Source organism: Crenobacter caeni (assembly GCF_010435965.1).
GTDB lineage: Bacteria > Pseudomonadota > Gammaproteobacteria > Burkholderiales > Chromobacteriaceae > Craterilacuibacter > Craterilacuibacter caeni.
Genome location: NZ_JAAGAA010000007.1, coordinates 135,787 through 162,711, shown reverse-complemented (window position 1 = coordinate 162,711; position 26,925 = coordinate 135,787). Strand labels below are relative to the sequence as shown.

Genomic DNA, 26,925 nt, shown 5'->3' with positions numbered 1-26,925 from the left:
AGCATCGTCCCGCCATGCCGCCACCCAGCGCCCAGCACAGCCGCGTGCGCAGGGGCTTGCTCGCCGGCAGCGCCCTGACTGCGCTGACGGCGTTGCTACCTGCCTGCGCGCCCGCACCGCCGCTCAAGCTGTCGACCCATCCGTGGCCCGGCCACGGTTTCTTGTGGCTGGCCCAGCAACAGGGCGTGCTGGCGGCGGAGGACGTGCGCCTGGTCGAACTCGGCTCGGCCAGCGCCTCGCTGCACGCGCTCTCGGCCGGCGTCGTCGACGCGGCGACGCTGACGCTGGACGAGGTGCTGCGCGCGCGAGCCGGCGGCATCCCGCTCTCCATCGTGTTGGTACTCGACAGTTCGGCCGGCGCCGACATGCTCATCGCCCGTGACACCCTGCCCGACCTCGCCGCGCTGGCGGGAAAGCGCATCGGCTTCGAGCGCTCTGCAACCGGCGCGCTGATGCTCGCCGGCGCGCTCAAGACGGCCGGGCTCTCCCCTGCCGACGTTCAGCTGCTCGACATCAATATCGACGCACAGGAAGCCGCGTGGCAGGCGGGCGAAATCGACGCGGTGATCAGCTTCCCGCCGGTCGCCACCCGCCTGCTGGCAAACGGCGGACACGCGCTGTTCGACAGCCGCAGCCTGCCGGACACCATCTTCGACGTGGTCGCCGTGCGCGAAGAGGCTCTCCTTGCCAAGCCAGAAGCGGTGGCCGCACTGGTCGACGCCCATCTGCGCGGGCTTGCCGCGTGGCGGGCCAACGACAGCGGCCAGCAGCGCGCAATCGCCCGCTGGCTGGGGCTGCCCGACACCCAGGCCGCGCGTACCCTCGCCGGGCTCAAGCCGTGCGGCCTCGCCGACAACCGGCGCCTGCTCGCGGGCAGCCCCCCGCAACTTGCCGACGTCGCCGCAGAGCTGGTGCTCAGGCTGGCGGCCGACAATATCGACGCACGCGCATCCGGGCAGACCACTCTGATTGACGCGCGCTTTGTCAGCGGGCACCCCTCATGACACGTCCGCCATCCCTGCGCATCCTCTTGCCGCTGTCGGTGATGCTCGCCGTCACGCTGACCGTCGTGCTGACCGGCGTCGAGGCCCTCCGCCAGGAGCGCGGCGTACTGGAAGCCGCCACCGAAGCCCATGTCCGCGAGGAAGGCGCCCGCTTCGCGCGCCTCGCCGACGAACTGCTGCACAGCCGGCCAGACCTTGTGCAGTCGGAAATCCTGCTCGCGCAGGCTCAGCACGACGACGTGCGCATCGCGCTGGTCGACCCCGAAGGCCGCATCGCCCTAGGCGGCCGGGGCTACGCACGCGGCCAGATGGCGGCGCAGGTACTGCCGGGCTGGGACGACCGCCGTTTCGAGCGCACCCGCCAGGGCCTGGAAGCGCAGCTCGACCCCGACCCGGCCGCGCACACTACCCGCATCATGGTGCCCTACCTGCCGCCCGCGCCGCCTGGCATGATCAGCAACCGCGAAAAGGGCGTGGTCTGGATCAGCCACAACTACCAAGCAGAGCAGGCGCAGCGTGTGGAGGTCCTTCTGCTGCGCCGCCTCGCCGAGTGGGGAGGCATGCTGCTGTTCGCCGCGCTGCTCTCGTGGTGGCTGCACCGCTACGTCGGCCGGCCGCTCGTCCGGATCGCCCGCCACGCCGAAGACGCGCACCTGATCGACGACTATGAGCCGCTGGCCGAAGACGGCTTTGCGGAGCTGGCCAGCCTCGCCCGCGCGCTCAACGCCGGCGTCGAACGCAGCCGCAGCGACCGCGCGCACCTGGTCGAGAACAACGCGCAGCTCAAGCTCGCGCAGCAGGTGTTCGACAGCGCGGCCGAAGGCATCGTGGTCACCGACGCGCAAAGCCGCATCCTCGCCGTCAACCCGGCTTTCTGCGAGATCACCGGCTACAGTGCGTCCGAAGCCGTCGGCCAGAAGCCCTCCATGCTCTCGTCCGGCCGTCAGGACGGCGCGTTCTACCGGCTGATGTACGCCGCACTCGAACGGGACGGGCGCTGGCAGGGGGAACTGTGGAATCGCAGGAAGTGTGGCGAACTCTACCCTGAATGGATGACCATCCGTGCGCTGCGCGCGCCCGACGGGCGCATCGAGCGCTTCGTCGCGCTGTTCAGCGACCAGGGGCTGATCCGCCAGGCGCAGGAAGAGGCGTGGCGCGCCGCCCGGGTCGACGCGTTGACCGGACTGCCCAACCGCCAGCACCTGATCGAGAAGCTCGCCGAAGCGCACGAAGGCTCGCACGCGCTGATGCTGCTCAATATCGACCGTTTCAAGGAATTCAACGAGGCACGCGGCGTCGTCGCCGGCGACGAACTGCTGAAGACGCTGGCCGGATGGCTAGAGCAGGCGGCCCCGCACGCGCTCGCCGCACGGCTGACCGCCGACGAGTTCGCGCTGCTGGTACGCTCGACCGAACTGCGCGAGGAAGACGAGGCAACCCGACTGCTGCAGCTGGCGGTCGCACTGCAACAGGCGCTCGGCGACGGCGTGGAGGCGGGGGACGAGACGCTCAGCCTGTCGGTCAGCATCGGCATCGCGCTTGGCGAGGCCGGCGACGACGCGCACGGCCTCTTGCTGCACGCGCAGACGGCGCTTAGCCGCGCCCGCGCGCATGGGGGCGGCCAGGTCGCGTTCTTCGAACAATCGATGGGCGAACACGCGCGCTCGCGCTACACCCTGCAGCGCGAATTGCGCCACGCGATCAGCGACCAGCAGCTCGAACTCTACCTGCAGCCACAACTGGACGCCGACGGACGCACCGTCGGCTTCGAGTCGCTGGTGCGCTGGCACCACCCCGAGCGCGGACTGGTACCGCCGGGCGCCTTCATCCCGCTGGCCGAAGAGAGCGACTTGATCGTCGAGATGGACAACTGGGTGCTCGAAGAGAGCGCACGCACCCTCGCCCGCCTCGCCCGTGCCGGCCTGGCGCAAGGCATCTCGGTCAACCTGAGCCCCCGCCACTTCAGCCAGCCGGGCTTCGTCGACAAGATCCGCACGCTGATCCGCCGGCACGGCTTCGCCGCGCGCCGCCTGACACTGGAGATCACCGAGGGGCTGCTGCTGGAAAGCCTGGGCGCTGCGCAGGAGAAAATGGCGACGCTCAGGCAGGACGGCGTGCGCTTCTCGATCGACGACTTCGGCACCGGCTACTCATCGCTCGCCTACCTGAAATCCTTGCCGATTGACGAATTGAAGATCGACCAGCGCTTCATCCGCCCGCTGCCGGGCAGTGAGGAGGACGGCGCGCTGGTCGACGGCATCGTCTCGATCGCGCGCAGCCTGCGCTTCACCGTGGTCGCCGAAGGCGTGGAGACCGCCGGGCAGCGCGACTACCTCAAACGCTACCCCGGCCTCTTGCAGCAAGGCTACCTGCACGGCAGGCCGATGCCCGCACCCCAGGCCTTACTGCCCTTGCTCGAGCCGCTAGCCACTACGCACTGACCGGGCGCTCAACGCTGCCAACAAGTGGCCGCGTCGCCACTGCCGCCGTCCACGTCGCGACGGCCCGTCTGGCTCAGCGTCAGCGTCGTCCCCGCGCACGCATCGTCTGCCCAGCCACGATTAAAGCGGGCGGTCGGCGTCGCGCGGATGGTGTACGCGTGCGCGCCGGACGCCTCGAACTGCACCATGTAAAGGGCGTCGCCGCCCCGTTCGCCCGCCGCGCACGACGCGTCCTTGCAGCGCGCAAACACCGTATAGTCGCCACGTGCGCTATAGAGCTGCCCGGCCTGCTGCGAGAGCTCCATCATCAGTACTCGTGCCTCGGTGCGGTAGCCGCGCGCCAGGTACTGCCGGTAGGAGGGATAGGCGATGCTGGCGAGGATGCCCACCACCACGACCACGATCATCACCTCGATCAGCGAAAAGCCGCCCTGCCGTCCTGCCTTCATTCGTCCACCCCCATCAGTTCCCGCCACGCCAGCCGCCGGACAATGCGCCGGTGCAACACCCCTTCACGCGATTGCTGCAACAGCACCCCGTCGATCACCTTGTAGGCCGGCGGCATCGCCGGCAACAAGCTGCCGCCGATCCAGCCGCCCCCCTTGTCGTCGCGGTCGTCGACCAGCCCGTCACCGTTGGTGTCGAAAACAGGCTTATCCGACTGCCCGCCGTTGCCGGGCTTGAGCCGGAACAGCACGCTCTTGCCGCCGGGCGCACATACGTCGCTACTTGGCATCACCGCCTCGAACTCGACCAGCGACCCGAAAAACGCCGCTGGCCGGATCACCTGCGCGCTTTGCAGCGAGGCATGTCCGAGGTCGAGCCGCCAGCCATGCACGCCAGCCTCGACGCTGCCGACCTGGATGCGGCCGCCCGCGTCGCCCAGTACCGTCTGCCTGGCCACGTCCGTCAGCGGGGTCTGCGCGGCGGACTCGTCGGTCAGGCCGTACAGGCTTTGCACGCTGTCGGTGTTCCAGCCGTCAAACAGCTTGCCGGTACCGAACAGCACGCGCACCTTGCCGCCGACAAGTGGCTGCAGGAGCGGCGCGGCGACGACAGGCTGGCGCGCGCCGCCTGCCGTGGCGTACAAGGGTTGCGTCTCGCCTGCCGCCGGGTCATGGTCGACGGCGTGCCAGGCGGACGCTGCCGACGCACGCAGGTCGAACTTCCATAGCCGTCCGTTGACGTCCCCCGCGTAGACAAAATCGGTCACTCCGTCGCCGTTTTCGTCGTAGGCGGACGGACTCATCAGTCCGTTGGCGATACCATCCGAACTATTGTCCTCACCGACCGCGATTTTCACGTAGTCGCGGCCAAGCTGCCACGCGCTGCCGGCCGCCTTGTCGACAAACAAGAGGAACAGCACCGCACGGCTGCGGCTGCTGTTCAGGCCGTTGCCGACCAGCACCGCGTCGCGGTAAAGCGGACTGCCGGCGCTGCCGCCAGCACGCACGCGCACGAGCACAGGCTCGGCGACCGACAGCCCCATGTCCGCGTCGTCTGCCGACGAGAATTCCCAACGCGCCCGCAGGGTCTCGGCGGTCGCGTCGAGCAGAAAGACCGCGGCGCCCCCCAGCCCGGTCGTGCCGGCGATCACGCTGGCAGCCTGCCCCACCGCGACCTTGCCCGCTTCCACCTCGCCCAGGCAGACCATACCGCCGACCGGCGAGCCATCGACCAGATAGTCATGCTCGAATGCTCGCCGCGTTGCCGCAGCGAGCTTGCCGTGAATCGCGCCGGGCACGTAGCCGTACTTCGCCTCACCCGTATTGGCATCAAACACATGCAGCAGGCCGTCGTTGGCGCCGACGGCGAGCAAGGCGTTTTTTCGCAGTAATTCGGGCAGAGAACAACCCGAAGGTGCACGCCTTGGTGCGTCCAGGTACAGCGGCGCGCTATTGATAACGGTGCCCATCAGATTGCCATCCGGCCGCTTGCGCAAGGGCGGGCTTGCCCCGTCGGCCTCGTGGCTGCGGCCGCCCAGCACCCAGTCGATCCGCGCCTGCGCGGCAGCGGTGCTGTCATCGGTCAGACGCATGCGACTGACCAGCCATGGCTGGTCGGGTGCAAATGCGGACACTACGCGCGAGGCCGGGTTCCAGGTTTCCACACTCGCATGCGGCAGTTTTTCAGAACCACGCCACACCAGGGCACCATCGGTGACCGCACCCGCGCTCCAGAACGAAGGGCGGCGAGCTTCCAGTTCGCCACTCCACATCCACGGCCCGGACTTGTCGGCCGCGTCGAGCGGCGCCCCCTGGAAGCGACCGCGATAGACCAGCGTTTTGCTGTTGACCGCCGGCCCGTTGCTGCCCTGCCCGGCTAATGCCACCTCCTGGCTGTCGGCCACCTGTGCGATCGCGGCAGTCAGCGCCTTGACCATCGCTTCCGGACGGTTGGCCTGCGCGAAGTTCTTCGGCATGCCCTTGCCGTAAGGCGGGTTCGGGTACGCCTCGTCCTTCCACTCCGAGGCGACGTCAGGCACACCGTTGCCGTTACTGTCGTCGAAGCCGCCGTACTTGCCCGCAAGGTAGAAGGCGTTGGTACCCTCGGCCTTTTGTCGGCCGCCTTCGACCACGTCGATGGTGAATGCCTTGATCGTCTGTCGTCCGGCGAGGTCCGGCCGCACATCGACCGAGTTGCCCCAGTAAGCCAGCGCCGCCATGTAAGAGCGTGAATTGGTCGAGCCGGTGTTGGCGTTGGGGTCGACCGTCACGCCGTTGTATTGCCGCTCGGCGTCCCGGATCTTCTCGAGCCAAGCGTGTACATCGGGTGCCTTGGCCGGATCCTTGGGGTCGGGCACCTCGTCGGCAGGCTTCTTGCTCGAATTGGTCGACCCGGGCAGGTCCATATCGGCGTGCGTGTTGGTGTCACCCAAATAGATGACGAAATTTTTCTGGCAACTGTAGCGGATCGGGTCGTCCCAGTCGGTAATCACCGGGAAACCGTCCTTGGCCGCCTCCGAGATATTGTTGCTGTAGGGCGCGTAGTTGCCCTTGTTGCGGAAGTAGCGCTGGGCGGCGTAGAAGAGCTCGGCGCCTGGGTCGTTACTCTTGTAGCCGCTGGCGTCGCCGAACTTGTTGATCGAATTGATCACCCCGCTGTTGGCGACACTGCTGTCCTCGGCATCCTCTTGGTCCGGGTTGGTCAAGAGCACGCCGGTCTTGGCGTCCCATTCGGCGCCCAGGTCGACCCGGTCGATCTCGACCTCGCCGTCGTCGATCCGCGGCACCGACACCTGCTGGGACTGGCCGGTAAATTTCAGGCGCGCGCGCAATACCCCGCCATCGCGGGTATTGCCGTTTTCCTTCAGGTAGGTCATCACGCCAAAGCGCATGTCCCGGGCATGCTGCTGGATCAGACCCTCCGGCTTCCAGCTGCCGCTGTATTGCCGGCAGCGGTTGCGGTCCACCCCCAGGCGCGGGGCGCACGCCTTGACGACGATACGGGCGCCGTAAGGCAGGCTCTCGCCGCTGCCGCTGATGTTGGTACTGGTGATGCTGCCCTGCGAGAACTGCACGTCGCCGGAGCGGACAAAGCGGTCCGGCACCCGGTTTTGCGCGACCTTTTTGGGGACGGTCTTCCTGAAGTCTCCGGCGACACCGGTATCAATGCGCGCGCGCGCAAGAAAGGTCTCGCCCGCGTTGTCGGCGTCGGCACCATAGCGGAAAGTCGTGTCGTTGACGCGGGCTCGGTTGCCGCCGGTCATCGTCAGCCGGTAGATGTCGAGCGTCGACATCGTCGCCCAGTTCATCAGGTTGCCGCTCCACTCTTCCTTGCCCGAGCAGCGGCCGTCGGTACTGAGCAGGCTGGACTCCTCGAAATAGTGGTCGCGCGTATCCGGCGTCTGTATCACGTAACACTTGCGTGCGTCGAAGTAACCCAGGTAGGTCTTGGCCGGGTCGAATGCCTCGTTCTTGTACGCGGCGCCCGAAGTCGGGAACTCGATCGACAACGCCATCAGCACGTTCGGCGGAACGAAACTGGCGACCACCGGCGGCAATACCCCCACCGGCTGCAACGGTGCGGCCCCTGCGCCCAGCGTGAATCCCAGCAGCACGCTGGCGGCACAGGGTTTCAGGCTGGGGAGGCGCACGGGGTGCGGATCAGTCATGGCGTCGTTCCTTCGGTTATGGATGCGGTACAGCCCCCGTGCAGGTCGTCGATCAGGTAGACGGCCTCGACGGTGCGCCGCGCACGCGCAGGCGCGTCGCTACCGCCCTCGCCGCTGCCGCGGGCGGTCACCCTGAACGCAGGCAGGTCGCCGCAACCGGCCACCTCGAACACTTCGATGAAGTAACGCGCGCTAAGCGATTGCTGCCGGCCGCTGCCGTCGACCATACCGCCGCCGACAAGGCGCATTTCTCCGGCGCGCTCGTCGCCGCCATCAAGCGCGCGATACAGATTGGATACGGTAGCGCCGCCACGGCGGCAGTTGTCGCCGCTGCAGTCGTACACCAGCCGGTCCGGCGCCTGCAGCTGCCCGTCCTGCCAGTGACCCTTGCCCGTCCAGCGACAGATGCCGGCCAGCCCCCCCGTCGGTGCTTCGCTCAGGCCGGTCCACGCCCAATTGCGCTCGGGATCCTCTTTCGCTCCCTTGACCGGCGCCCACAACGGCGTCTTCCCTGCCAGCAACAGCCCGCAATCGGGCAGTGCGCCCTCGCGCTCGAGCAGCATCACCTGGGCAAGCCCCAGGGCGCGGATCTGTACCAGCGCGTGCTCCGCACTTCCCAGGGCGAACTGCCGTTCGCGCTCGGCACGGGCCACTTTCTCGGACACCGACGCCAGAAAACCGCTGGAGACCGCGACCACGGTCAACGCCAAAAGCAGGATCAGCGTCAGGAACAGCACGCTGCCGCGTGCGCGAATCGGCGGCTTGCTCATGCGCCCTCCCCGGTTTGCACGCACCCCGCGCGCACCCGCACAAAGGTCGACAGCACCTGGCGGAAGCGCCCGTCATCTGGCAGGCTCGCCGAGGGCACCGCTCCGACGCCGGCCGTTCCCTGCCCGAGCAGGAAATACGTCGCCGGCGGTGCGCCGGCGGCGCCTTCGGCGCGCTCGGTGGCCGCCAGCAGGCCGACCAGCAGGCCAAGCACCGGCTCGCTTTCGCTGCTGGCAAAAGCCCCTTTTTGCAGATGGCTGATCGCACAGTACTGCTGCCAGCTTTCTGCTGCCGGTGCCGCGGCCGCCACGGCAGGCAGCACGACAAAGCGGTCGATCCGGGGCGCCAAAGCCACGCCCCGCACTGCCTGCCCGCTACTGACGTCCATGTCGCACATCAGGCTGCCGTCACTCAGGTAAAAGCGGTGTGTCACGACGTCCCCGGCCCCAACGGTCAGGTCCAGCTGCGCGCAGGCCGGCAGTTGCAAACGCCCGGCGCCGGCGCCCGCACTGGCGGCCGGCCAGTCGGCCGGCACCCGGTAGCGGACGGTCAGCGTGTCGCCCGCCGCGCCGACTTCGATGGCGGCTCCCGCGGCGCTCTGTTGCGCCATGCTCGCTACCGAAACCAGCATGTCGAGCGCAAAGCGCGCGCGCTCGGCGCTTTCGGCCAGCTGCAACTGGGTGCGGGAGGCCTGCGAGGTACGCAGGTACAGGGTACTGACGGCCAGCACGACCAGCAGCCCGAGTGCCAGCGCGACCATCAGTTCGACAAGGCCCAGGCCCTGCTGGCGATCAGAACGAGACATGCGTGACATAGTGCCTCGTCCTGTCGGGGCTGCAGCCTGCCAGCGCGGACGCAGGCTGCAGGGTATCGGCCACTTCCAGCTGGGCGCACCAGCTCACCTCGACCCGGTAAGTCTCCAGCCGGCTGACGCCCCGCTCGCTAACGTCGGCCGCCTGCCGGCTGACCTGCAGGCGGCCGCCCGGCAACCCGCCCTGATCGACGCTGCCGACCTTGGCGCATACCGCGTCAATCGACCATTGCTGCCATGCCTTAAGATCCCGGCCCGCCCCCAACAGATTGCCCGTCACGTCGGGGTTGGCGGCCGTGCCGCCCGCGCAGGAACGGTTCGCGTACGGGTCGGCCACCAGCTCAAGCTGGTCACCGGTGAACTTCCAGCCGTGGTTGGCGCGCATGCGGGCGACGGCCTCCTCGCTGAGCAAGGCCGCGCGCGCGCGCCATTGCGCGTCGCTGCCGGCCTTGAGGCTCCCCAGCACCAGGCCGGCAACCCCCAGCAAGCCGATAGCGGTCAGCACCAGGGTAATCAGCACTTCAAGCAGCGAAGCACCGTACTGATCACGTCCGTCAACCATGGGGCGCTTCTGCGGAAGGGCAGCCCGCCGGGGATTCGGCGCATGGGGTGACCGCGGCATGGCCGCTCAGCGAAATGGCGATCACACGGCCGCTGTCCGGGTCAGCCGGAGACCAGACCCGAAAGCCCGCCTGGCCACTGGCCAGCGTGCCGCGCGGCAAAAACCGGATCTCCCCTTCCGCCCCGGCCAGCGGTTCGATGCGGATTTCGCCGCTCGCCGCGTATTCGAGCAGGGCCACGCCGTCGGCATTCACCTGCCAGCCACGCTGCCAGTCGTCTCCGCCTTGCGGCACCACGCGTACCGGTACGCCGCTGGCCAGTGCCTGCGCGCGCGCTTGACGCAACGCGGCGAGCAGGTCGTTGCTCAGGGTGCTGACCTGGTTGTTACGCACGAGCTGCTGCATCGCGGGCATGGCCAGCGATGCCAGGATGCCGAGCACAGCGAGGACCACGCAAAGCTCGACCAGGGTAAACCCCCGGCTCAGGAGTCTGGCCGGGTAGCTCAAATGACAATCTATAAACATGGCACGTGATTTTACTTCATATAAATATCACGCACATGCTATTACTATAAAAACTTGTGCGGAATTGAAGAGGGTTTGCGTTGCGTCAAACGCCTCTCGCCACCGGCTCAGCGCAGCAGCAGGAATTCGACCAGCACGTTCTTGAACACGAAGCCGGTCACGCCGGTGCCCAGCGCCAAGAACAGCACGAAGGTGCCGAAGCGGCCGGCACCGGACTTCTTGCCCAGGTCCCAGATGATGAAACCCATGAACAGGATCAGCCCGCCCAACAGGACGACCATCGACAGTTGGGTGAATTGTTCTTCGCTCAGCGTGGCAAGGTTCATGGTGTGAAGCACCGTATGGACAGGTATTGACCCAGATCATACCGCAACGCAGCAGCATGGTCTGCCCCGGCAGCCCCTGCGCTCACGCGCCCATCCGGCACCAGTTGTTGGCCGCGACGATCCCGCCGTCCGGGGAATGGAAGCCCGCACAGCCCAGGATGCTGTCGAACAGCTCTTCGTGGCGCCTGGGCACCGGCAGCTTCGCCAATTCGCGCAATCTGGCCAGCCGCGCCCCGCCCGCCGCCTTCAGGTAAGGGTCCGACATCCACACCATCATCGGCACGCTGAACTGCTCGGGCGGCGCGACCTCGCGGGGAGTCGCATGGAAATGCATCCCCTCGTCGATCGATTCGCCGTGGTCTGCGGCGTAGAACAGCACGGCCTTGCGCCCGCGCAGCGTGTCCAGCACCGACTTCAGGAAGTGGTCGGTATAGAGCAGGCTGTTGTCGTAAGCGTTGATCAGCGACTCGCGCGAGCAGGTGTCGTCGATGTCCGTACACTCGGGCGACCAGCGTGCAAAGGCGCGCGGGTAGCGCTGCGAGTACTGGTAGTGCGACCCCTTGGTGTGCAGCACCACAAGATGGCGGCCGTCCGGGTGCGCCAGCAAGGAGCGCTGCAGTTGCGGGACCAGCAACATGTCGTCGACCGGCTTGCCCCGGTTGTCCTTTTCCGCGGCGATCATTTCGCGGAACAGGTAATTGTCCGCGTTCAGGCTGTTGTAGAACCACAGCTCGCTTTGCATCGCAAACAGCTCCGAACTGAACCCCAGCGTTTTCAGCGTGGCAAACACGTTCTTTTCATGCAGGGTACGGCCGGCGTCGTCTGCGGCGCCCCCCTCTCGCACGAACATGCAGCGCAGGGACAGCTTGGTCGCGGTATCGCAGGCGCGCCCGTCAAACAGTACCAGGTTGGGCTCCCTCGCCATGTTCGGCATGGTTTCACGCCCGTACCCCAGCGCGCCGACGTGGTCCGCGCGCGCGGTCTCGCCGATCACGAAGACGATCGTCACGTCTTCGAGTGCCGGCTCGGACAGGTAGGTGAAGCGCCGCGCGGGCTCGAAGAGCAACTGGCTTGCCTGCTGCTCGGCAACCCGGTTGTAGGCGACCATGCCCAAGCCGGCGACCCAGTTCACCGGCAGGTAGCTGTGCGCGACCACCCCCGCCGCGTTGGGCATGTCGGCATGCAGGCCGCGCCCGACCTCCGCCCGCGCCTCGATCACCTTCAGCGGAATGACCGTCGCCAGCAACGCAAAAGCGAGCCTGCCAAGCACAGGCCAACGCCGGTGCCGGCAACGGACGGCTTGCCAGAACGTCGAGGTCAGCTCTACCCGCCACAACAGCACGACCACCGGCAACGCGGTGACCAGCAGCCAGAGCAGGAAGTCCGCGCCGACCGACTCCCTGGACAGGTCGATATCGGTCGTCAGCACGGACGCCATCACGCCGTAGCCGATCACCACGTCAAACAGGGTCATGTAGTAGGCGGCCGCCGCCGAGAACAGCACCATCAGCGTCCCGCCGGCACGCCACAGCATCGAGCCGCCCAGCGAGAGGATGCCCAACAGCAGGTAGCTGATGGCGACCATGCTCACTGCCTCCAGCACCACGCCAAACAGGGCGGACGCGCCATCCCCATCGAAGAGCCGGCGGATGAAGACGTCCAGGTTGAGCAGGCCGCCGATATAGAGCGACAGAAGCAGGGAAACCGCGGATTCGGAAAGGGCGGGCGCAGGGAGCTTCATGGGATGGCAAGCCGTCATAAGCGTCAGGGCAGCCATGCTAGCACGAAATTCCAATTGAATTTTGTGCACCATACCCGAGCAAACAGCTAGGCCACAGCCAGAAAAAAGCCCCGCCATCCGGCGGGGCTGTCCTGCGGGCTTACGGCTTACACCGAGACCGAGTTCGCCTCGTCCACATACTCCTGGATCTGGTCGAAGTTCAGGTACTTGTACACCTCGGCGCCCTTCTCGTTGATGATGCCGATATTGGCCTGGTACTCCTCGACCGACGGGATCTTGCCCAGCTTGGAGCAGATCGCCGCCAGTTCCGCCGAGCCCAGGAACACGTTGGTGTTCTTGCCCAGACGGTTCGGAAAGTTGCGGGTCGAGGTCGACATCACGGTCGCGCCTTCGCGCACCTGCGCCTGGTTACCCATGCACAGCGAGCAGCCCGGCATTTCCATGCGCGCGCCGGCGCGGCCGAGCACGCCGTAGTGCCCTTCTTCGGTCAGCTGCTTGGCGTCCATCTTGGTCGGCGGGGCGACCCACAGGCGCACCGGGATGTCCTGCTTGCCTTCCAACAGCTTGGATGCCGCGCGGAAGTGGCCGATGTTGGTCATGCACGAGCCGATGAACACTTCGTCGATCTTGGTGCCGGCAACTTCGGACATGAACTTCACGTCGTCCGGGTCGTTCGGGCAGGCGACAATCGGCTCCTTGATGTCGGCCAGGTCGATCTCGATCACCGCCGCGTACTCGGCGTCGGCGTCGGCCTTCAGGAGTTCACCGTTCTCGATCCACGCTTCCATCGCCTTGATGCGGCGCTCCAGCGTGCGCGCGTCCTGGTAGCCTTCGGCGATCATCCACTTCATCAGGGTGATGTTGGAGCGCATGTACTCGACGACCGGCGCCTTGTTCAGCGCGATCGCGCAGGCGGCGGCCGAACGCTCGGCGGCAGCGTCGGACAGCTCGAACGCCTGCTCGACCTTGAGGTCAGGCAGACCCTCGATCTCGAGGATGCGGCCGGAGAAGATGTTCTTCTTGCCGGCCTTGGCGACAGTCAGCAGGCCCTGCTTGATCGCGTAGAGCGGGATCGCGCCGACCAGGTCACGCAGGGTGACGCCCGGCTGCAGCTGGCCCTTGAAGCGCACCAGCACCGACTCGGGCATATCCAGCGGCATCACGCCGGTGGCGGCGGCGAATGCCACCAGGCCGGAACCTGCCGGGAAGGAGATGCCGATCGGGAAGCGAGTGTGGCTGTCGCCGCCGGTGCCGACGGTGTCCGGCAGCAGCAGGCGGTTGAGCCAGCTGTGGATCACGCCGTCGCCCGGGCGCAGGGACACGCCGCCGCGGGTGCTGATGAAGGCCGGCAGGTCCTTGTGCATGCGCACGTCGACCGGCTTCGGGTAGGCCGCGGTGTGGCAGAACGACTGCATCACGAGGTCCGCCGAGAAGCCCAGGCACGCCAGGTCTTTGAGTTCGTCGCGGGTCATCGGGCCGGTGGTGTCCTGCGAGCCGACGGTGGTCATCTTCGGTTCGCAGTAGGTGCCTGGGCGCACGCCCTGGCCTTCGGCCAGACCGCAGGCGCGGCCGACCATCTTCTGCGCCAAGCTGAAACCCTTACCGGAGTCGGCCGGCTGTTTGGGCAGGCGGAACTCGGCGGAAGCGGCCAGACCCAGCGCCTCGCGCGCCTTGGCGGTCAGGCCACGGCCGATGATCAGGTTGATGCGGCCGCCGGCGCGCACTTCGTCCAGCAGCACTTCGCTCTTGAGCGCGAAGTCGGCGATCTTCTCGCCGGCCTTCTCGACCTTGCCTTCATACGGGTAGATGTCGATCACGTCGCCCATCTCCATCTTGGAGACGTCGACTTCGATCGGCAGCGCGCCCGAGTCTTCCTGCGTGTTGAAGAAGATCGGCGCGATCTTGCCACCCAGGCACACGCCGCCGAAGCGCTTGTTCGGCACGAAGGGGATGTCCTCGCCGGTCGCCCAGATCACGCTGTTGGTCGCGCTCTTGCGGCTGGAGCCGGTGCCGACCACGTCGCCGACGTAGGCGACCAGGTGGCCCTTCTGCTTGAGGTCTTCGATGAACTGGATCGGGCCGCGCTTGCCGTCTTCTTCCGGCTTGAACGCCGCGTCCGGACGGGTGTTCTTCAGCATCGCCAGGTAGTGCATCGGGATGTCCGGGCGGGTGGTCGCGTCCGGCGCCGGCGACAAATCGTCGGTGTTGGTCTCGCCCGGCACCTTGAACACGGTGACGGTGATCTTCTCCGGCACCGCCGGACGGCTGGTGAACCACTCGGCGTTGGCCCAGGATTCGACGACTTCACGCGCGTGCGCGTTGCCCTTGTCCATCTTCTCCTTCACGTCGTGGAAGGAGTCGAACATCAGCAGGGTCTTCTTCAGGCCGGCCGCGGCGACGGCAGCCACCGCCTCGTCGTCCAGCAGGTCGACCAGCGGCTGGATGTTGTAGCCGCCGAGCATGGTGCCCAACAGTTCGGTCGCCTGCGCGCGGGTCAGCAGCGGGGTCGCGACCGAGCCTTCGGCGACGGCGGCCAGGAACGAAGCCTTGACCTTGGCCGCGTCGTCGACGCCCGGCGGCACGCGGTGCGTGATCAGCTCGACCAGGAAATCCTCCTCGCCAGCCGGCGGGTTCTTGATCAGTTCGACCAGGTCGGCGGTCTGCTTGGCGGACAGGGGCAGCGGCGGGATGCCCAGCTGCGCGCGTTCGGCGACGTGCTGGCGGTAGGCTTCGAGCATGGTTCTTACCTTTGCGTTTGTTGATTTGACTTGGGCGGCGGACGCACCACCGCGCTTTACGACACGGGCTTTAGCGTAACGCCAGCGACCCCGCTAAGACAAAGGATTATTCGCCACAGCATCTGTGAGTTAAACTCACACACATGAACACCTACCCACCACTGAACGCCCTGCGCGTATTCGAGGCTGCGGCAAGGCTGGAGAGCTTTTCGGCCGCCGCCGAAGAGCTGTTCGTCACCCACGGCGCTGTGAGCAAGCAGATCAGGCAGCTGGAAGAGTGGCTGGGGACCGCACTGTTCGCGCGCAGCGGCGGCCGGGTGCGCCTGACCGACGCCGGCTGGCGCTACCTCGTGCAGGTGCAGGATGGCCTCGACCTGATCGCCAACGCGACCAGCCAGCTGAGAAACGCGGACCGCCCGCGCCGGCTGACCGTCAACTCGACGCCGACGTTCGCCATGTTCTGGTTGCTGCCGCGCCTCCATCGATTTCGCGCGCGCCACCCCGAGGTCGAACTGCACCTGATGAGTTCGGACCGAGACATCAGCCGGCTGGACACGCCGTTCGACATCGCGATCCGCCGCGGCCCGGGCGACTGGCCCGGCCACATCGCCAAACCCTTCCTCGCCGAACACGAACTGCCGCTTGTCCACCCGCGGCTCGCCGCCGGACAACCCATCCGCCACGCGGCCGACCTCGCCCGCCACACCCTCCTTTACGCCGACACCCGGCCGACCGCATGGCAGCGCTGGCTGACGCTCGCCGGCGTGCCCGAGCTCAAGCCGCAAAACACGCTGCACTTCGACCGTTTCTCGTTCGCGCTACAGGCGGCCGTCGAAGGCCTGGGTGTGGTACTCGGCCCGCTGCCTCTGGCCAGGCGGCTGATCGACGCGGACATGCTCATCGCGCCGCTCGCCGGTCCGGAGATGCCGGTGCGCGGCTATTGCTGGGTCGCGCCGCGCGCGGCGAGCCACGACGCGGCCGCCGGCGCCTTCTGCCACTGGCTGGAAGAAGAGGCGGCGGCCGGCTGAGCGCCCGCCACGCGCCCCGCATCAAACAAGGCCGGCAAGCTGCCGGCTGTCATCGCAAGGGCCGCTGCCGTATAATCGCGCGCAAACGGGCGCAAGGCCCGCGCCACCCAAGACCCGAGGACTTCCGATGAGCCGCACTTCCCTCTCCCGCTTTTTGATCGAGCAACAACGCGAGGCCGGCGCGCTGCCGCCCGATTTGCGCCACCTGATCGAGACGATCGCCCGCGCGTGCAAGGCGATCTCGCACTCGGTGAACAAGGGCGCGCTCGCCGGCATCCTGGGCGAGGCCGGCACCGGCAACGTGCAGGGCGAGGCGCAGAAGAAACTCGACGTGATCGCCAACGACGTGCTCCTGGAAGCCAACGAATGGGGCGGCAACCTCGCCGCGATGGCGTCCGAGGAGATGGAGTTGCCGTACTCGATCCCGGACGGCCTGCCGCGCGGCCGCTACCTCTTGCTGTTCGACCCGCTGGATGGCTCGTCGAACATCGACGTCAACATCTCGGTCGGCACCATCTTCTCGGTGCTCGAGTGCCCCGAATCGGTGACCGGCCACCCGACCGAAGCCGACTTCCTGCAGCCGGGCACCCGCCAGGTCGCCGCCGGCTACACCGTGTACGGCCCGCAGACCATGCTGGTGCTGACCTTCGGCAACGGCGTGTACGGTTTCACGCTGGACCGCGAGCAAGGCGGCTTCGTGCTGACCCATCCGCAGATGAAGGTACCGGCAGCCACCGGCGAGTTCGCGATCAACATGTCGAACATGCGGCACTGGGAGGCGCCGGTCAAACGCTACGTCGACGAGTTGCTCGCCGGCAAGACCGGGCCACTGAACAAGGACTACAACATGCGCTGGGTCGCGTCGATGGTCGCCGAGGTGCACCGCATCCTGACCCGCGGCGGCATCTTCATGTACCCGAAGGACGCGCGTGACCCGGCCAAGCCGGGCAAGCTGCGCCTGATGTACGAAGGTAACCCGATGGCGTTCATCGTCGAACAGGCGGGTGGCATGGCGACCAACGGCCATACGCGCATCATGGAGATCGAACCTGCCGGGCTGCACGAGCGCGTCGCGGTGTTCCTGGGCTCGCGCGAGGAAGTCGAACGCGTGACCGCGTATCACCGCGGCTGATCGTCCGCCCTGGCGGAAGTCGCCTGAAACGGGGGCGCGGCGGCGTCCCCGTTGTCCGCAAGCGGCTGCACGGCCCGCGCCAGGCGCCTGAGCAGCCGCCACAGGCAAAGCTGCACGCACAAGAAGAGCAGACACCTCAGCAACAGCTTGAACAGGACAATCGGCTCCGGCATCGGTCCCCCATCTCCCGGTCGGCACGTGACGCCAAGATACCCGTGCCCGGCCGACCGCCCCAGCCTTACATGCCCCAAAACGGGCAAGCACATGTTTCTTGTGGTTTTTATGCCTGTTTCAGGGCACCAGCAGCAAGGCGCGATCGCCCTGCAACAAGCGCCGGCAGGTCGACCCGGTCAGCGCGCGGCGCCAGCCGTGGCGGCCGCGCACACCCAGCACCACCAGCCTGGCGTCCAGCGCCTGCGCCTCGGCCCCGATCTGGATGGCAGGGTGCCCGCCCGAGGGGTGCGTCACGCATTGCGCGGCGATCGCGTGCGCGGCGAAATAGCTTTTCGCCACTCCCGCATCCGCCTCGGCGTCCACCCCCAGCGACAGTACGGTGACGCCCGCGTGACCCAGTCCCAGCCATAGAAGCTGCTGCAGAGACCGCGCGCTGGCGGCGCCCCCGTCGTAAGCGACGAGCACCGGCCCCGAACCCTGCCGTCCGGCCAGCAGGCAGGGCCGGCTCGCACCCTCCAGGTAATGCGGCAAGAAACGCAAGGTGGCGGCGCCACGCTCGAGAACGACCAGGTCGCAGGCTGCTTCGGTTTCGGACAGCAGCGCAAGCGGGTGGGCTGTCTCGACGTCGCGCACCGTGCACGCCACACCCGCTGCCCGCGCTTCCTCGGCGACAGCCGCCGACAGCGCGTGCGCGTGGTGCCATGCGTCGTCGCCTTCTTCCTGATGGGTAAACAGCGCCGTCACCGAAGCTTCGGCACCGGACAGGCGGGACGACGCATCCAGTAGCACCACGACGTCGAGCTCGGCCTCGCGCGCACGCGCAAACGCGAGCGCCTGGCCCCTGGCCTGCGCCCGCGCGTCGAATGAAGAGGGATGGGCTTGCAGCAACAACAGCACGCGAGCGGGCATGGCAGCCTCCTTACCTTGCTGGGAACGCCCCCGCTATAGGCTGCGTCCGGCCCCGCTGCCAGCTGCGCCGCTTACAATCCGGTGAGGTGGCTGAAGTTGACGTCGGCCTCGATCACGCCGATCAGCGTACCTTGGCGGTCTTTCAGCGGTGCCGACACGGTAAAGCAGTATTCGTTGGTGTCGACCGAACGGTAGAGGTCGGAGACGACCACGTCATCCGCCGCGACGGCGTCGCGGAACCAGCTGCGGTCGCTCCAGTTGTTCTTGCGCCCGTCCGCGTCGAAATGCCCCGGCGCGACGTCGGCGCTCAGCTGGCGGCCGTTGCGGTCGGTCACGCACACCATCTCGATCGCGCCCTGCGCGCGGCACAGCTCGACCAGCCGGCGGTCGATGTCGTCCCCCTCGATCCGTTCGAGGCGCCATGCGTCGATCACCCCCTCGATCATGCGGCGGCACTGCTGGTGGCCTTCAAAACGGAAGCGGCCGAGTGCGGACAGCAACTGGTCGCTGCGCTCGCGTACCTGCCCCGCGCTTTGCGAGAGCGCGTGCGCGTCGGCCAGCTGTGCCTCGCTTTCGCTGGCGACGGCGCCGATCCGGCTGGCGATGCCGGATACCTTCTCGCTCTGCGCGCCGCTCGCCTCGGCAATCGCGTGCACATGACCGATCAGCGTGCCGATATCGGCGGCAGCCGTCTCGACGGCGACCCCGGCAGCCGACGACAGCTCGACGCCGCGCTCGACCAGGTGCGCCATCCTGTCGGCGGTCTCGCCCGACTCGCCGACCTGCTGCTGGATCGTCGCCAGCAGGGTCTCGACGTTCTGCGTCGCCTGCATGGTCTGGTCGGCAAGCTTGCGCACCTCGTCGGCGACCACCGCGAAGCCGCGGCCCTGCTCGCCCGCACGCGCCGCTTCGATCGCCGCATTCAGCGACAGCAAGCGGGTGCGGTCGGCGATCTGCTTGATCAGCTCGACCACCTCGCTGATCGACAAGGAACTCTCGCGCAGCGCCTTCATCTGCCGGGTCAGCGCGTCGGTGCTCTCGCCGATCGCCAGCACCTGACGGCTGTTCTCCGCACCGTCCTCGCGCGCCTTGGCCACCGCTTCGGCCACCTGGCCGGAAAACGCGGACGCCTCGGCCGCGCCCTCGGCGATCGACTGCACGGTCTGCGCCAGCGCAGCGCTCGCCTCGGCGATCGCCTGCGCCCCCTGCTGCTGCGACTGCGCGCGCGCCTCGAGCTTGCCGGCGAGCGCCGCGAGCGCCGGCGCCTGGCGGGAGAGCTGGATGGCTGCAGCGACCGCCTTGCCGACGGCGTCTGCAAAGCCCTTGATCCAGCCGTTGATCAGGCGGCCGGCGTCGGCAAGGCTGCCTTGCTCGGGCAGACGCAGGGTCAGGTCGTAACCTTCACGGGCGGCCTGGGCCATCGGTTGCAAAAATGCCTTGAGAGTGCGGTGGCAGTAGAACATGGTCAAGGTCTCCGGCTGCGCCCGGGTGGACGCCGTTAGATCCAAAATATGTGGATATTATTATCCACTAATAAAAACATGCGTATTTTATATTGAGGATCTTTGACGCTCGACAAACCCTTGCCACGGGCCGTCCAGGAAGACCGCGCCACCGGCCAAGCCAAGACCGCGCTTACGCGCTCAACTTGTCGCTTGCGCGCGCGACCTTGCGCGCGACGTTGGCAAACTTGCTGACGTAACGCGGGTCGGTCGCGTAGCCGCCCTTCTGCAGGCCGCGCGCGAAACCCTGCGCGTTGTCGCCCTGCCCGAGCGCCTTGCTGTAGCGGCCATTTTGCTTGAGCAACTGCGCGTAGTCGGCGAATGCCTCCTCGTACGAGGTGTAGGCGCGGAAAGTCTCGACCTTCTTCACCCGCCGACCGCCCTCGTACTCGGTGGTGCATACCTTCACGGTGTCGCCATCCCAGTTGCTGTACGCCTTGACGCTGAACAGGTTGTGGCTGTTGCGCCCGTCCGGCAGCAGGATGGGCTTCTTGCCCCAGCCGCTCTCGAGCCCCGCGTGCGCGATGATCAGTTCGGGGTCGACCCCCAGGTGCTCGGCGGCCTCGGCCGCGTGCGGCAACATGCGTTCGGTGAACGCGGCGATCGGGTCTGCGGAAAAATCGAAGACGGGTGGCTTGGCGGGTGCCGCTTCGGCTACCGCTTCGCTGGCCGTGGCCTTGAGCTGGCCACTGGACGCCACCTGGTCGGACGGCAAGGAGGTCTGGCTGCCACAGGCAGCCAGCAGGGAAATGAGGCAAAACGGAAGGAAGAAACGCTGACGCAAACCTGCTCCTGTCTAACCCTGACGATCGGGTGGGTGGAAAGGGGGCGCATCTTAGCGCAAGCGCCAGCATCATTGCAAGCGCTCACTCGTTCGCAAATCATTGATATTAATAGATATTCATATATAAACCCCGTCAGACAGGCGATTCATCCTGACCCGGCGTACTGCTTTCGGGCAACGCCAGCCCCTTCAGGAAGCCACTGACCCGCACCAGTTTTTCCACATAAGCAGGGTCCGTCGCGTAGCCGCCACGGCGCAGTGCGCAGGCAAACTGCCGCTCGTCATCTCCCGCACCGAGCACCCCCTGGTAACGGGTGAGCCCCGAAAGCAGGCGTGCGTAATCGTCGAACGCGTCGGTGTACGAATCGTACGCGCGAAAGCGCTCGATGCGCTTGACGGGCCGGCCGCGCAAATACTCAGTGGTCAGGATGTCGACCGTCCTGCCCTGCCACGCCGGCGTCGCCTTCAGGCTGAACAGGTTGTGACTGTCCTCGCCATCGGCCGACCGGATCGGCTTGCCGCCCCAGCCGCTCTCCAGCGCCGCGTGCGCGACGATCAGCGCGGGTGAAACCCCGAGCGACTCGGCAGCCGGCGCCGCCATCGGTAGCATCCGGCTGGCGAATGCGTGCTGCACCGACGGCTGCGTGCCGGCGGCCGGCAGTTGCGGCGACTGGCAGCCGGCCAGCATCGCGAAGGACAACAAGAAAAGCAACGCCAGCACCGGCCGGTGCCAGTTCGACGCCGGCAGCAAGCGCCACGCCGCCACCAGCATGCCCAGCGCCATGCCCAGCTCGAACACTTCCTCAAACCCCCAAAGGTAAGGCATCAGGCCCGCGGGGGCCGCACCGAACAGCTTGCCCCACTTGTCGCCCACTTGCGCGAGCACGCCAAGGCTCAGGGCACCGGCAAGCCAGAAAGCCGCGCCATCACCGCGGAAGAGCGAGGCCAGCCACTCAGGCAAGGCCCGCGCGAGCCGGTAGAGCGCGTAAAGCGTTGCCACCAACAGCAGTGCAGCACCGGCTCTTTGCGCCAGCGGCAGCGCGTCGTTCAGGTAGTACTCTAGAGAGAGGCCGCTGCCACCGAGCAAGGCCGAGCGCAGCCCCGCCTCGCGCACCGCCAGGTGCACCAGCAGCAAGGCCGCCGGCCAGTAGCAGGCGAACCGGTCCCGCCCCTGCCACAACAACCAGCTGGCGGCCATTAGATAGCCCAGCGCGGACAGCGCTTCGACCGGCCCGTCTTCCTGCAACAGCACCAGGTGCAAGGACGAGGGCAAGGCGCCGGCGAGCAGCGCGAGCCCCGCCAGAATGACGGTAAAGATAAAAAATTCAAAAATAGTTTGTTTTGGCATCAATCGGACCCCAAAAATGAAAAATGCCGCGCGGCACAAGCCGGGCGGCATGGGGAAGATGGCAAGACTCAACCAAGCGCAGGCTCGCGCATCATCAGCGTCGACAGCTCGGCGATGCGCCGCTTGAGCTCGCGCCGGTCGACGATCATGTCGACGGCGCCCTTCTCCAGCAGGAACTCGGCGCGCTGGAAGCCCTCGGGCAGCGTCTCGCGCACGGTCTGCTCGATCACGCGCGGGCCGGCGAAACCGACCAGGGCGCGGGGTTCTGCGATCACCACGTCGCCCAGGAAGGCGAACGAGGCGGACACCCCGCCCATGGTCGGGTCGGTCAGCACCGAGATGAACGGCAGCTTCGCCTGCGTCAGCAGGTCAAGCGCCGCGCTGGTCTTGGCCATCTGCATCAGCGAGTTGAGGCCTTCCTGCATGCGCGCGCCACCGGACGCGGCCACGCAGATGAACGGGGCGCGTGCGTCGACCGCGGCCTTCACGCCGCGTACGAAGCGCTCGCCGACCACCGACCCCATCGAGCCGCCGATGAAGCGGAACTCGAACGCGGCGACCACCGCCGGCATCGCGTCGATGCTGCCCTGCATCACCACCAGCGCGTCGTCCTCGCCGGTCGATGCGCGCGCAGCGGACAGGCGGTCCGGGTACTTCTTGCTGTCCTTGAACTTCAGGATGTCGATCGGGCGCACCTCGGCGCCGATCTCGCGCCGGCCTTCGCTGTCCAGCAGCATGTCAAGGCGGGCGCGTGCGCCCAGCGGGTTGTGGTGGTTGCACTTCGGACAGACCTGCAGGTTGTTCTCGAGGTCGGTGTGGTACAGCACGGCCTCGCAGGCCGGGCACTTGCTCCACAGCCCCTCGGGGACGGTGGATGTCTTGTCACTGCGGTTTTCCCGCTTGATTTTCGGCGGCAACAGCTTGTTAAGCCAGCTCATCGGGATTCCTTGTCGGACCGGGCGCGGCCGTGCCCGGACGGGTGTTCTAGCGGATGGCGGCCTTCAGCGAGGCCACCAGGATCTTCAACTGCTCTGCGGCAGTTTCCTGTGTAGCCGCCTCGATTTCCTGCACCAGCCGGCTGCCGACGATGATCGCGTCGGCGGCCGTGGACAGCGCACGCGCCGTTTCGGCGTCGCGGATACCGAAACCGACGCCGATCGGCAGCGTGATGTGCTGTCTGAGGGCGGCAATTTTACCCGCTACCGCGTCAATGTCCAGATTGCCGGCGCCGGTCACCCCGTTCAGCGACACGTAGTAGACGTAACCGGTGGCGTGGCGGGCGATCTCGGCGACGCGATCTTCGGTCGTCGTCGGCGCGATCAGGAACACCGGGTCCAGCCCCTCGCCCTTGAGCGCAGCGGCGAGTTCGCCCGCCGCGTGTGGCGGACAGTCGACGGTCAGCACGCCGTCGACGCCGGCGCGCGCGGCGTCCGCGGCGAAACGGGCAAAGCCGTAACGCATCACCGGGTTCAGGTAGCCCATCAGCACGACCGGCGTCGTGCCGTTGTCCTTGCGGAATTCGGCGACCATCGCGAGCACGTCGGCCAGCGAGACGCCGTGCGCGAGCGCGCGCTCGGACGCGCGCTGGATCACCGGGCCGTCGGCCATCGGGTCGGAGAACGGCACGCCCAGCTCGATGATGTCGGCGCCGCCGTCGACCAGCGCGTGCATCAGCGCCACGGTGCGCGACGGGTGCGGGTCACCCGCGGTGATGAAAGGGATCAGCGCCTTGGCGCCGGAGAGTTGCTCGAAACAGGCAGAGATACGCGACACGCTCGTCCCCTTACAGCGTGATGCCGGTCAGCCCGGCGACGGTATTGATGTCCTTGTCGCCGCGACCGGACAGGTTGACCAGGATCACCTGGTCCTTGCCCATCGTCGGCGCCACCTTGGCAGCCCACGCCAGCGCGTGGCTGGATTCGAGCGCCGGGATGATGCCCTCGTGGTGGCAGCAGTCGTGGAAGGCGGCCAGCGCTTCGGTATCGGTCACAGCGGTGTACTCGGCACGGCCGCTGTCCTTGAGGTGGCTGTGCTCGGGGCCGACGCCCGGGTAGTCGAGGCCGGCGGACACCGAGTGCGTCTCGATGACCTGGCCGTTCTCGTCCTGCATCAGGTAGCTCCTGAAACCGTGCAGCACGCCGACGCTGCCGGCGGACAAGGGCGCCGCGTGGCGGCCGGTATCGACGCCGTCCCCGCCCGCCTCGACGCCGACCAGACGCACACCCTCGACCGGGATATACGGGTAGAACATGCCGATCGCATTGGAGCCGCCGCCAACGCAGGCGACGACGACGTCCGGCTGGCGGCCGATCGCCTCGGGCATCTGCACCTTGGCCTCCTCGCCGATCACCGACACGAAGTCGCGTACCAGCATCGGGTACGGGTGCGGGCCGGCGGCGGTGCCCAGGATGTAGAAGGTCGAGTCGACGTTGGTCACCCAGTCGCGCATCGCCTCGTTCAGCGCGTCCTTCAGCGTCTTCGAGCCGCTTTCGACCGGCACCACCTTGGCGCCCAACAGTTTCATCCGGTACACATTGGGTGACTGGCGCTTGACGTCCTCGGCGCCCATGTACACCACGCACTCCATGCCGTAGCGCGCGGCGACCGTCGCGGTGGCGACGCCATGCTGGCCGGCGCCCGTCTCGGCGATCACCCGCTTCTTGCCCATGCGCCGCGCGAGCAGCGCCTGGCCGATCGCGTTGTTGATCTTGTGCGCGCCGGTGTGGTTGAGGTCTTCGCGCTTGAGCCAGATCTGCGCGCCGCCAAGCATCTCCGACCAGCGGCGGGCGTGGTAGACCGGGCTTGGCCGGCCGACGTAATGCTTGAGCTCGTAGTGGAACTCCTGCCAGAACAGCGGGTCGGCCTTGGCCTTGCCGTATTCGGCCTTGAGTTCGTCCAGCGCGGCCATCAGCGTCTCGGCGACGAACACGCCGCCGTGCTCGCCGAAATAGCCCCGTGCGTCGGGCAGATCATAGCGATCCATGTCTTGCTCCTGAAATGAAGGCTGCCATGCGGGCAGCGTCCTTGATGCCTTTGGCCGACTCTACGCCGCTGGAGACGTCGACCGCCGAGGGGCGTACCGCACGCACGGCTTCTTCGACGTTGTCCGGGTCCAGCCCGCCAGAGAGAATGAGCGGCAGCGGCAGGTCCTGCGGGATCAGCGACCAGTCAAAACTTGTTCCGGTGCCGCCGTGCACGCCCTCGACGAAGGCGTCGGCCAGCATCGCGCGTGCGCCGGCGTAGCGGCGCGCGGCGGCGGTGAGGTCCGCAGCCGCCCTCACCCGTACCGCCTTGAGGTAGGGCCGGTGAAAAGACGCGCAAAATTCGGGCGTCTCGTCGCCGTGAAACTGCAGCATATCGAGCGCGCATTCGGCGAGCACGGTGTCGACCCACTCGCGCGTCGCGTCGACGAACAGGCCGACCACGGTCACGAAAGGCGGCAGCGCGGCGATGATCGCCGAGGCGCGCGCGATCGACACGTTGCGCGGGCTCTTCGGGTAGAACACGAGGCCGACAGCGTCGACGCCGAGGCGGGCCGCCTCGACGCCGTCCTCGACGCGGGTGATCCCGCAGATTTTCACGCGCACCTTAAGTCATCTCCACAGGGCGAGCCGAGCCGGCTGGGCACAGCTTGGCAGGCCAAAGGTTTCGGGGTAGCCGACACCGGTCAGGTAGAGCCCGTCCGGCATGAAGGTCGGCGGCGCACGGCGCCGCTCGCGCGCGGCGACGAGCTCGCTCAGGCCGTCGAGGCTCAGCCGGCCGCTGCCGACATAAACCAGCGCGCCGACCAGGTTGCGCACCATATGGTGCAGGAAGGCGTCGGCGGTCAAATCGAAACGGATCAGCCCGTCCTGTTCGTCGACGTCGAAGCGTTGCAGGTGCTTCTCCGGGCTCTTGGCCTGGCACTCGGCGGCGCGGAAGCTCGAGAAATCATGCCGGCCCAGCAGGGAAACCGCCGCCTCGCGCATCGCGCCGGCGTCGAGCGGCGCGTGGTACCAGCCGACCTTGCCGGCGAGCAGGCTGGGCCTGACCGGGTGGTTGAGCAGGAAATAGCTGTAGCTGCGCGAAAAGGCGGAAAAGCGCGCGTGAAAGTCGTCGCCGACCTCGCGCGCCCACACCACGGCGACTTCCGGCGGCAGGTGGGCGTTGACGCCGCGCACCCATGCCGAGAGCGGGCGGCGGGCGGTCGTGTCAAAATGGGCGACCTGCATCGCGGCGTGCACGCCGGCGTCGGTACGCCCGGCCGCCGCGCACACCACCGGCTCGTGCGCGATCACCGACAGCGCGCGGTTGAGCGCGTCCTGTACCGTATTGCCGTCAGGCTGGCTCTGCCAGCCGCTGAACGCGCGGCCGTCGTACTCGACGCCCAGCGCAATCCTTACCCCCACCTTGCGATCGTCCATCCACTCACCAGCGCGCATACCGCGACAAGACACCATTCGCGCGTACGCCATTTGCAAAGAAACAACTCTACCCTATCCGGCCCCGACACCGCCACGTCCGGATCCAGCGCGCGGCCCAGCCGCGCCCACAGCGCCCTGAGCGGCACCCGTCCCAATGCGTCGACCGCGTCCAGCGTCAACCACAGGCGCACGGCGAGCGTATCGGCAGGAAACCCGAGGCGGGAGAGCGGGCGGAACGCCTGGTAGAACGCGCCGAGCAAGGCCGGCCGCGGGGAAGCAACAATGATCGCGCGTACGCCCAGCACCGCGCACAACAGCCGCGCGGCCTGCGTCGCGCCGGCCGCCAGGCCCTGCCGGGTCGGCGCCCAGACAGCGTCAAACAGCGCGTCGCCCGGCGTCGTCCACGCCATCACCGCCATGAGCGAGAGCAGCAGCCAGCACATCCGCCGAAGGGAGGCGCCGAGCAGCGCCGGCCGCCACCAGGCGGCCGCCACCGCGGCGAGCCCGGCCAGCGCCCACGTCAGCGGCGGCGGCACGAAGGCGAGCAATACGCAGAGGTTCAGCCACGCGGCAAGCCAGGCGCCGGGCAGCATGCGCTCAGGCGCCGCCATCCGGCG

23 protein-coding genes are annotated in these 26,925 nt (G+C 67.4%); 4 read left to right on the top strand and 19 right to left on the bottom strand.

Going from position 1 to position 26,925, the window contains the following annotated elements; all coding sequences use genetic code 11:
* Positions 1-14: 14 nt before the first annotated feature.
* On the top strand, positions 15-1,004 hold the full coding sequence (locus tag GZH52_RS09990; protein WP_163316313.1) for an ABC transporter substrate-binding protein: 990 nt from the start codon (positions 15-17) through the stop codon (positions 1,002-1,004).
* The gene (locus GZH52_RS09985; protein WP_163316312.1) at positions 1,001-3,445 is read left to right on the top strand and encodes a GGDEF domain-containing phosphodiesterase; all 2,445 of its coding nucleotides are present in this window, start codon (positions 1,001-1,003) and stop codon (positions 3,443-3,445) included. Before GZH52_RS09990 ends, GZH52_RS09985 begins: the two co-directional genes overlap by 4 nt.
* A gap of 8 nt (positions 3,446-3,453) precedes the next feature.
* Here GZH52_RS09985 and GZH52_RS09980 read toward each other — a convergent pair whose 3' ends face one another.
* The 9 genes from GZH52_RS09980 to acnB all read right to left on the bottom strand — a co-directional run bounded on the left by GZH52_RS09980 (position 3,454) and on the right by acnB (position 15,028).
* Complete coding sequence (locus tag GZH52_RS09980; RefSeq protein WP_163316311.1) at positions 3,454-3,894, bottom strand: type IV pilin protein; 441 nt, start codon at positions 3,892-3,894, stop codon at positions 3,454-3,456.
* Complete coding sequence (locus GZH52_RS09975) at positions 3,891-7,559, bottom strand: pilus assembly protein (RefSeq protein ID WP_163316310.1); 3,669 nt, start codon at positions 7,557-7,559, stop codon at positions 3,891-3,893. The genes GZH52_RS09980 and GZH52_RS09975 overlap by 4 nt, the downstream gene beginning before the upstream one ends.
* The gene (locus GZH52_RS09970) at positions 7,556-8,329 is read right to left on the bottom strand and encodes a PilX N-terminal domain-containing pilus assembly protein (protein WP_163316309.1); all 774 of its coding nucleotides are present in this window, start codon (positions 8,327-8,329) and stop codon (positions 7,556-7,558) included. Before GZH52_RS09970 ends, GZH52_RS09975 begins: the two co-directional genes overlap by 4 nt.
* Entirely contained in the window at positions 8,326-9,132 is an 807-nt protein-coding gene (locus GZH52_RS09965) for a PilW family protein (RefSeq protein ID WP_163316308.1), read from the bottom strand. The genes GZH52_RS09970 and GZH52_RS09965 overlap by 4 nt, the downstream gene beginning before the upstream one ends.
* Positions 9,119-9,700, bottom strand: a complete 582-nt coding sequence (locus tag GZH52_RS09960; protein ID WP_163316307.1) for a type IV pilus modification PilV family protein — start codon at positions 9,698-9,700, stop codon at positions 9,119-9,121. Before GZH52_RS09960 ends, GZH52_RS09965 begins: the two co-directional genes overlap by 14 nt.
* Entirely contained in the window at positions 9,693-10,205 is a 513-nt protein-coding gene (locus GZH52_RS09955; protein WP_163316306.1) for a GspH/FimT family pseudopilin, read from the bottom strand. The genes GZH52_RS09960 and GZH52_RS09955 overlap by 8 nt, the downstream gene beginning before the upstream one ends.
* Positions 10,206-10,330: 125 nt before the next feature.
* Positions 10,331-10,534 (bottom strand): DUF2788 domain-containing protein, encoded by a 204-nt coding sequence (locus GZH52_RS09950; RefSeq protein ID WP_136551842.1) that lies wholly within the window; start codon positions 10,532-10,534, stop codon positions 10,331-10,333.
* 97 nt (positions 10,535-10,631) lie between these two features.
* Positions 10,632-12,290 (bottom strand): kdo(2)-lipid A phosphoethanolamine 7''-transferase, encoded by a 1,659-nt coding sequence (gene eptB / locus GZH52_RS09945; RefSeq protein ID WP_163316305.1) that lies wholly within the window; start codon positions 12,288-12,290, stop codon positions 10,632-10,634.
* Between the two features lie 146 nt (positions 12,291-12,436).
* Entirely contained in the window at positions 12,437-15,028 is a 2,592-nt protein-coding gene (gene acnB / locus GZH52_RS09940; protein ID WP_163316304.1) for a bifunctional aconitate hydratase 2/2-methylisocitrate dehydratase, read from the bottom strand.
* A 143-nt stretch (positions 15,029-15,171) separates the two neighbouring features.
* Here acnB and gcvA point away from each other — a divergent pair, with 143 nt between their 5' ends.
* Together gcvA and GZH52_RS09930 are read left to right on the top strand one after the other, a co-directional pair.
* Positions 15,172-16,056 carry a transcriptional regulator GcvA gene (gene gcvA, locus GZH52_RS09935; protein ID WP_163316303.1) on the top strand — a complete coding sequence of 295 codons (885 nt, stop codon included), beginning with the start codon at positions 15,172-15,174 and terminating at the stop codon, positions 16,054-16,056.
* Positions 16,057-16,183: 127 nt separating this feature from the next.
* Positions 16,184-17,188, top strand: a complete 1,005-nt coding sequence (locus tag GZH52_RS09930) for a class 1 fructose-bisphosphatase (RefSeq protein ID WP_163316302.1) — start codon at positions 16,184-16,186, stop codon at positions 17,186-17,188.
* Between the two features lie 291 nt (positions 17,189-17,479).
* Here GZH52_RS09930 and GZH52_RS09925 read toward each other — a convergent pair whose 3' ends face one another.
* From GZH52_RS09925 to GZH52_RS09880, 10 genes are all read right to left on the bottom strand, one after another.
* On the bottom strand, positions 17,480-18,271 hold the full coding sequence (locus GZH52_RS09925; RefSeq protein ID WP_163316301.1) for a universal stress protein: 792 nt from the start codon (positions 18,269-18,271) through the stop codon (positions 17,480-17,482).
* Positions 18,272-18,342: 71 nt separating this feature from the next.
* A complete protein-coding gene (locus GZH52_RS09920) occupies positions 18,343-19,734 on the bottom strand; it encodes a methyl-accepting chemotaxis protein (protein ID WP_163316300.1) in 1,392 nt (463 codons plus the stop codon).
* 172 nt (positions 19,735-19,906) lie between these two features.
* On the bottom strand, positions 19,907-20,557 hold the full coding sequence (flgJ, locus tag GZH52_RS09915; protein WP_163316299.1) for a flagellar assembly peptidoglycan hydrolase FlgJ: 651 nt from the start codon (positions 20,555-20,557) through the stop codon (positions 19,907-19,909).
* 133 nt (positions 20,558-20,690) lie between these two features.
* Positions 20,691-21,905, bottom strand: coding sequence for a glucosaminidase domain-containing protein (locus GZH52_RS16675; protein ID WP_203525701.1), 1,215 nt, complete (start codon positions 21,903-21,905; stop codon positions 20,691-20,693).
* A gap of 68 nt (positions 21,906-21,973) precedes the next feature.
* Positions 21,974-22,843, bottom strand: a complete 870-nt coding sequence (accD, locus tag GZH52_RS09905; protein WP_163316298.1) for an acetyl-CoA carboxylase, carboxyltransferase subunit beta — start codon at positions 22,841-22,843, stop codon at positions 21,974-21,976.
* Positions 22,844-22,889: 46 nt separating this feature from the next.
* On the bottom strand, positions 22,890-23,678 hold the full coding sequence (gene trpA / locus GZH52_RS09900; RefSeq protein ID WP_163316297.1) for a tryptophan synthase subunit alpha: 789 nt from the start codon (positions 23,676-23,678) through the stop codon (positions 22,890-22,892).
* Positions 23,679-23,688: 10 nt separating this feature from the next.
* Complete coding sequence (trpB, locus tag GZH52_RS09895) at positions 23,689-24,888, bottom strand: tryptophan synthase subunit beta (protein ID WP_163316296.1); 1,200 nt, start codon at positions 24,886-24,888, stop codon at positions 23,689-23,691.
* The gene (locus GZH52_RS09890) at positions 24,875-25,492 is read right to left on the bottom strand and encodes a phosphoribosylanthranilate isomerase (RefSeq protein WP_163316295.1); all 618 of its coding nucleotides are present in this window, start codon (positions 25,490-25,492) and stop codon (positions 24,875-24,877) included. Before GZH52_RS09890 ends, trpB begins: the two co-directional genes overlap by 14 nt.
* A 6-nt stretch (positions 25,493-25,498) precedes the next feature.
* On the bottom strand, positions 25,499-26,308 hold the full coding sequence (gene truA / locus GZH52_RS09885) for a tRNA pseudouridine(38-40) synthase TruA (protein ID WP_163316294.1): 810 nt from the start codon (positions 26,306-26,308) through the stop codon (positions 25,499-25,501).
* Positions 26,284-26,919 (bottom strand): hypothetical protein, encoded by a 636-nt coding sequence (locus tag GZH52_RS09880; RefSeq protein ID WP_163316293.1) that lies wholly within the window; start codon positions 26,917-26,919, stop codon positions 26,284-26,286. Before GZH52_RS09880 ends, truA begins: the two co-directional genes overlap by 25 nt.
* Positions 26,920-26,925 lie beyond the last annotated feature (6 nt).

Bases quoted from the DNA above. Each gene is read 5' to 3' on its own strand.
- GZH52_RS09990 (WP_163316313.1), top strand. From the start codon at position 15: ATGCCGCCACCCAGCGCCCAGCACAGCCGCGTGCGCAGGGGCTTGCTC.
- GZH52_RS09985 (WP_163316312.1), top strand. From the start codon at position 1,001: ATGACACGTCCGCCATCCCTGCGCATCCTCTTGCCGCTGTCGGTGATG.
- GZH52_RS09980 (WP_163316311.1), bottom strand. From the start codon at position 3,894: ATGAAGGCAGGACGGCAGGGCGGCTTTTCGCTGATCGAGGTGATGATC.
- GZH52_RS09975 (WP_163316310.1), bottom strand. From the start codon at position 7,559: ATGACTGATCCGCACCCCGTGCGCCTCCCCAGCCTGAAACCCTGTGCC.
- GZH52_RS09970 (WP_163316309.1), bottom strand. From the start codon at position 8,329: ATGAGCAAGCCGCCGATTCGCGCACGCGGCAGCGTGCTGTTCCTGACG.
- GZH52_RS09965 (WP_163316308.1), bottom strand. From the start codon at position 9,132: ATGTCTCGTTCTGATCGCCAGCAGGGCCTGGGCCTTGTCGAACTGATG.
- GZH52_RS09960 (WP_163316307.1), bottom strand. From the start codon at position 9,700: ATGGTTGACGGACGTGATCAGTACGGTGCTTCGCTGCTTGAAGTGCTG.
- eptB (WP_163316305.1), bottom strand. From the start codon at position 12,290: ATGAAGCTCCCTGCGCCCGCCCTTTCCGAATCCGCGGTTTCCCTGCTT.
- acnB (WP_163316304.1), bottom strand. From the start codon at position 15,028: ATGCTCGAAGCCTACCGCCAGCACGTCGCCGAACGCGCGCAGCTGGGC.
- gcvA (WP_163316303.1), top strand. From the start codon at position 15,172: ATGAACACCTACCCACCACTGAACGCCCTGCGCGTATTCGAGGCTGCG.
- GZH52_RS09930 (WP_163316302.1), top strand. From the start codon at position 16,184: ATGAGCCGCACTTCCCTCTCCCGCTTTTTGATCGAGCAACAACGCGAG.
- GZH52_RS09925 (WP_163316301.1), bottom strand. From the start codon at position 18,271: ATGCCCGCTCGCGTGCTGTTGTTGCTGCAAGCCCATCCCTCTTCATTC.
- GZH52_RS09920 (WP_163316300.1), bottom strand. From the start codon at position 19,734: ATGTTCTACTGCCACCGCACTCTCAAGGCATTTTTGCAACCGATGGCC.
- GZH52_RS16675 (WP_203525701.1), bottom strand. From the start codon at position 21,905: ATGCCAAAACAAACTATTTTTGAATTTTTTATCTTTACCGTCATTCTG.
- accD (WP_163316298.1), bottom strand. From the start codon at position 22,843: ATGAGCTGGCTTAACAAGCTGTTGCCGCCGAAAATCAAGCGGGAAAAC.
- trpB (WP_163316296.1), bottom strand. From the start codon at position 24,888: ATGGATCGCTATGATCTGCCCGACGCACGGGGCTATTTCGGCGAGCAC.
- truA (WP_163316294.1), bottom strand. From the start codon at position 26,308: ATGGACGATCGCAAGGTGGGGGTAAGGATTGCGCTGGGCGTCGAGTAC.
- GZH52_RS09880 (WP_163316293.1), bottom strand. From the start codon at position 26,919: ATGGCGGCGCCTGAGCGCATGCTGCCCGGCGCCTGGCTTGCCGCGTGG.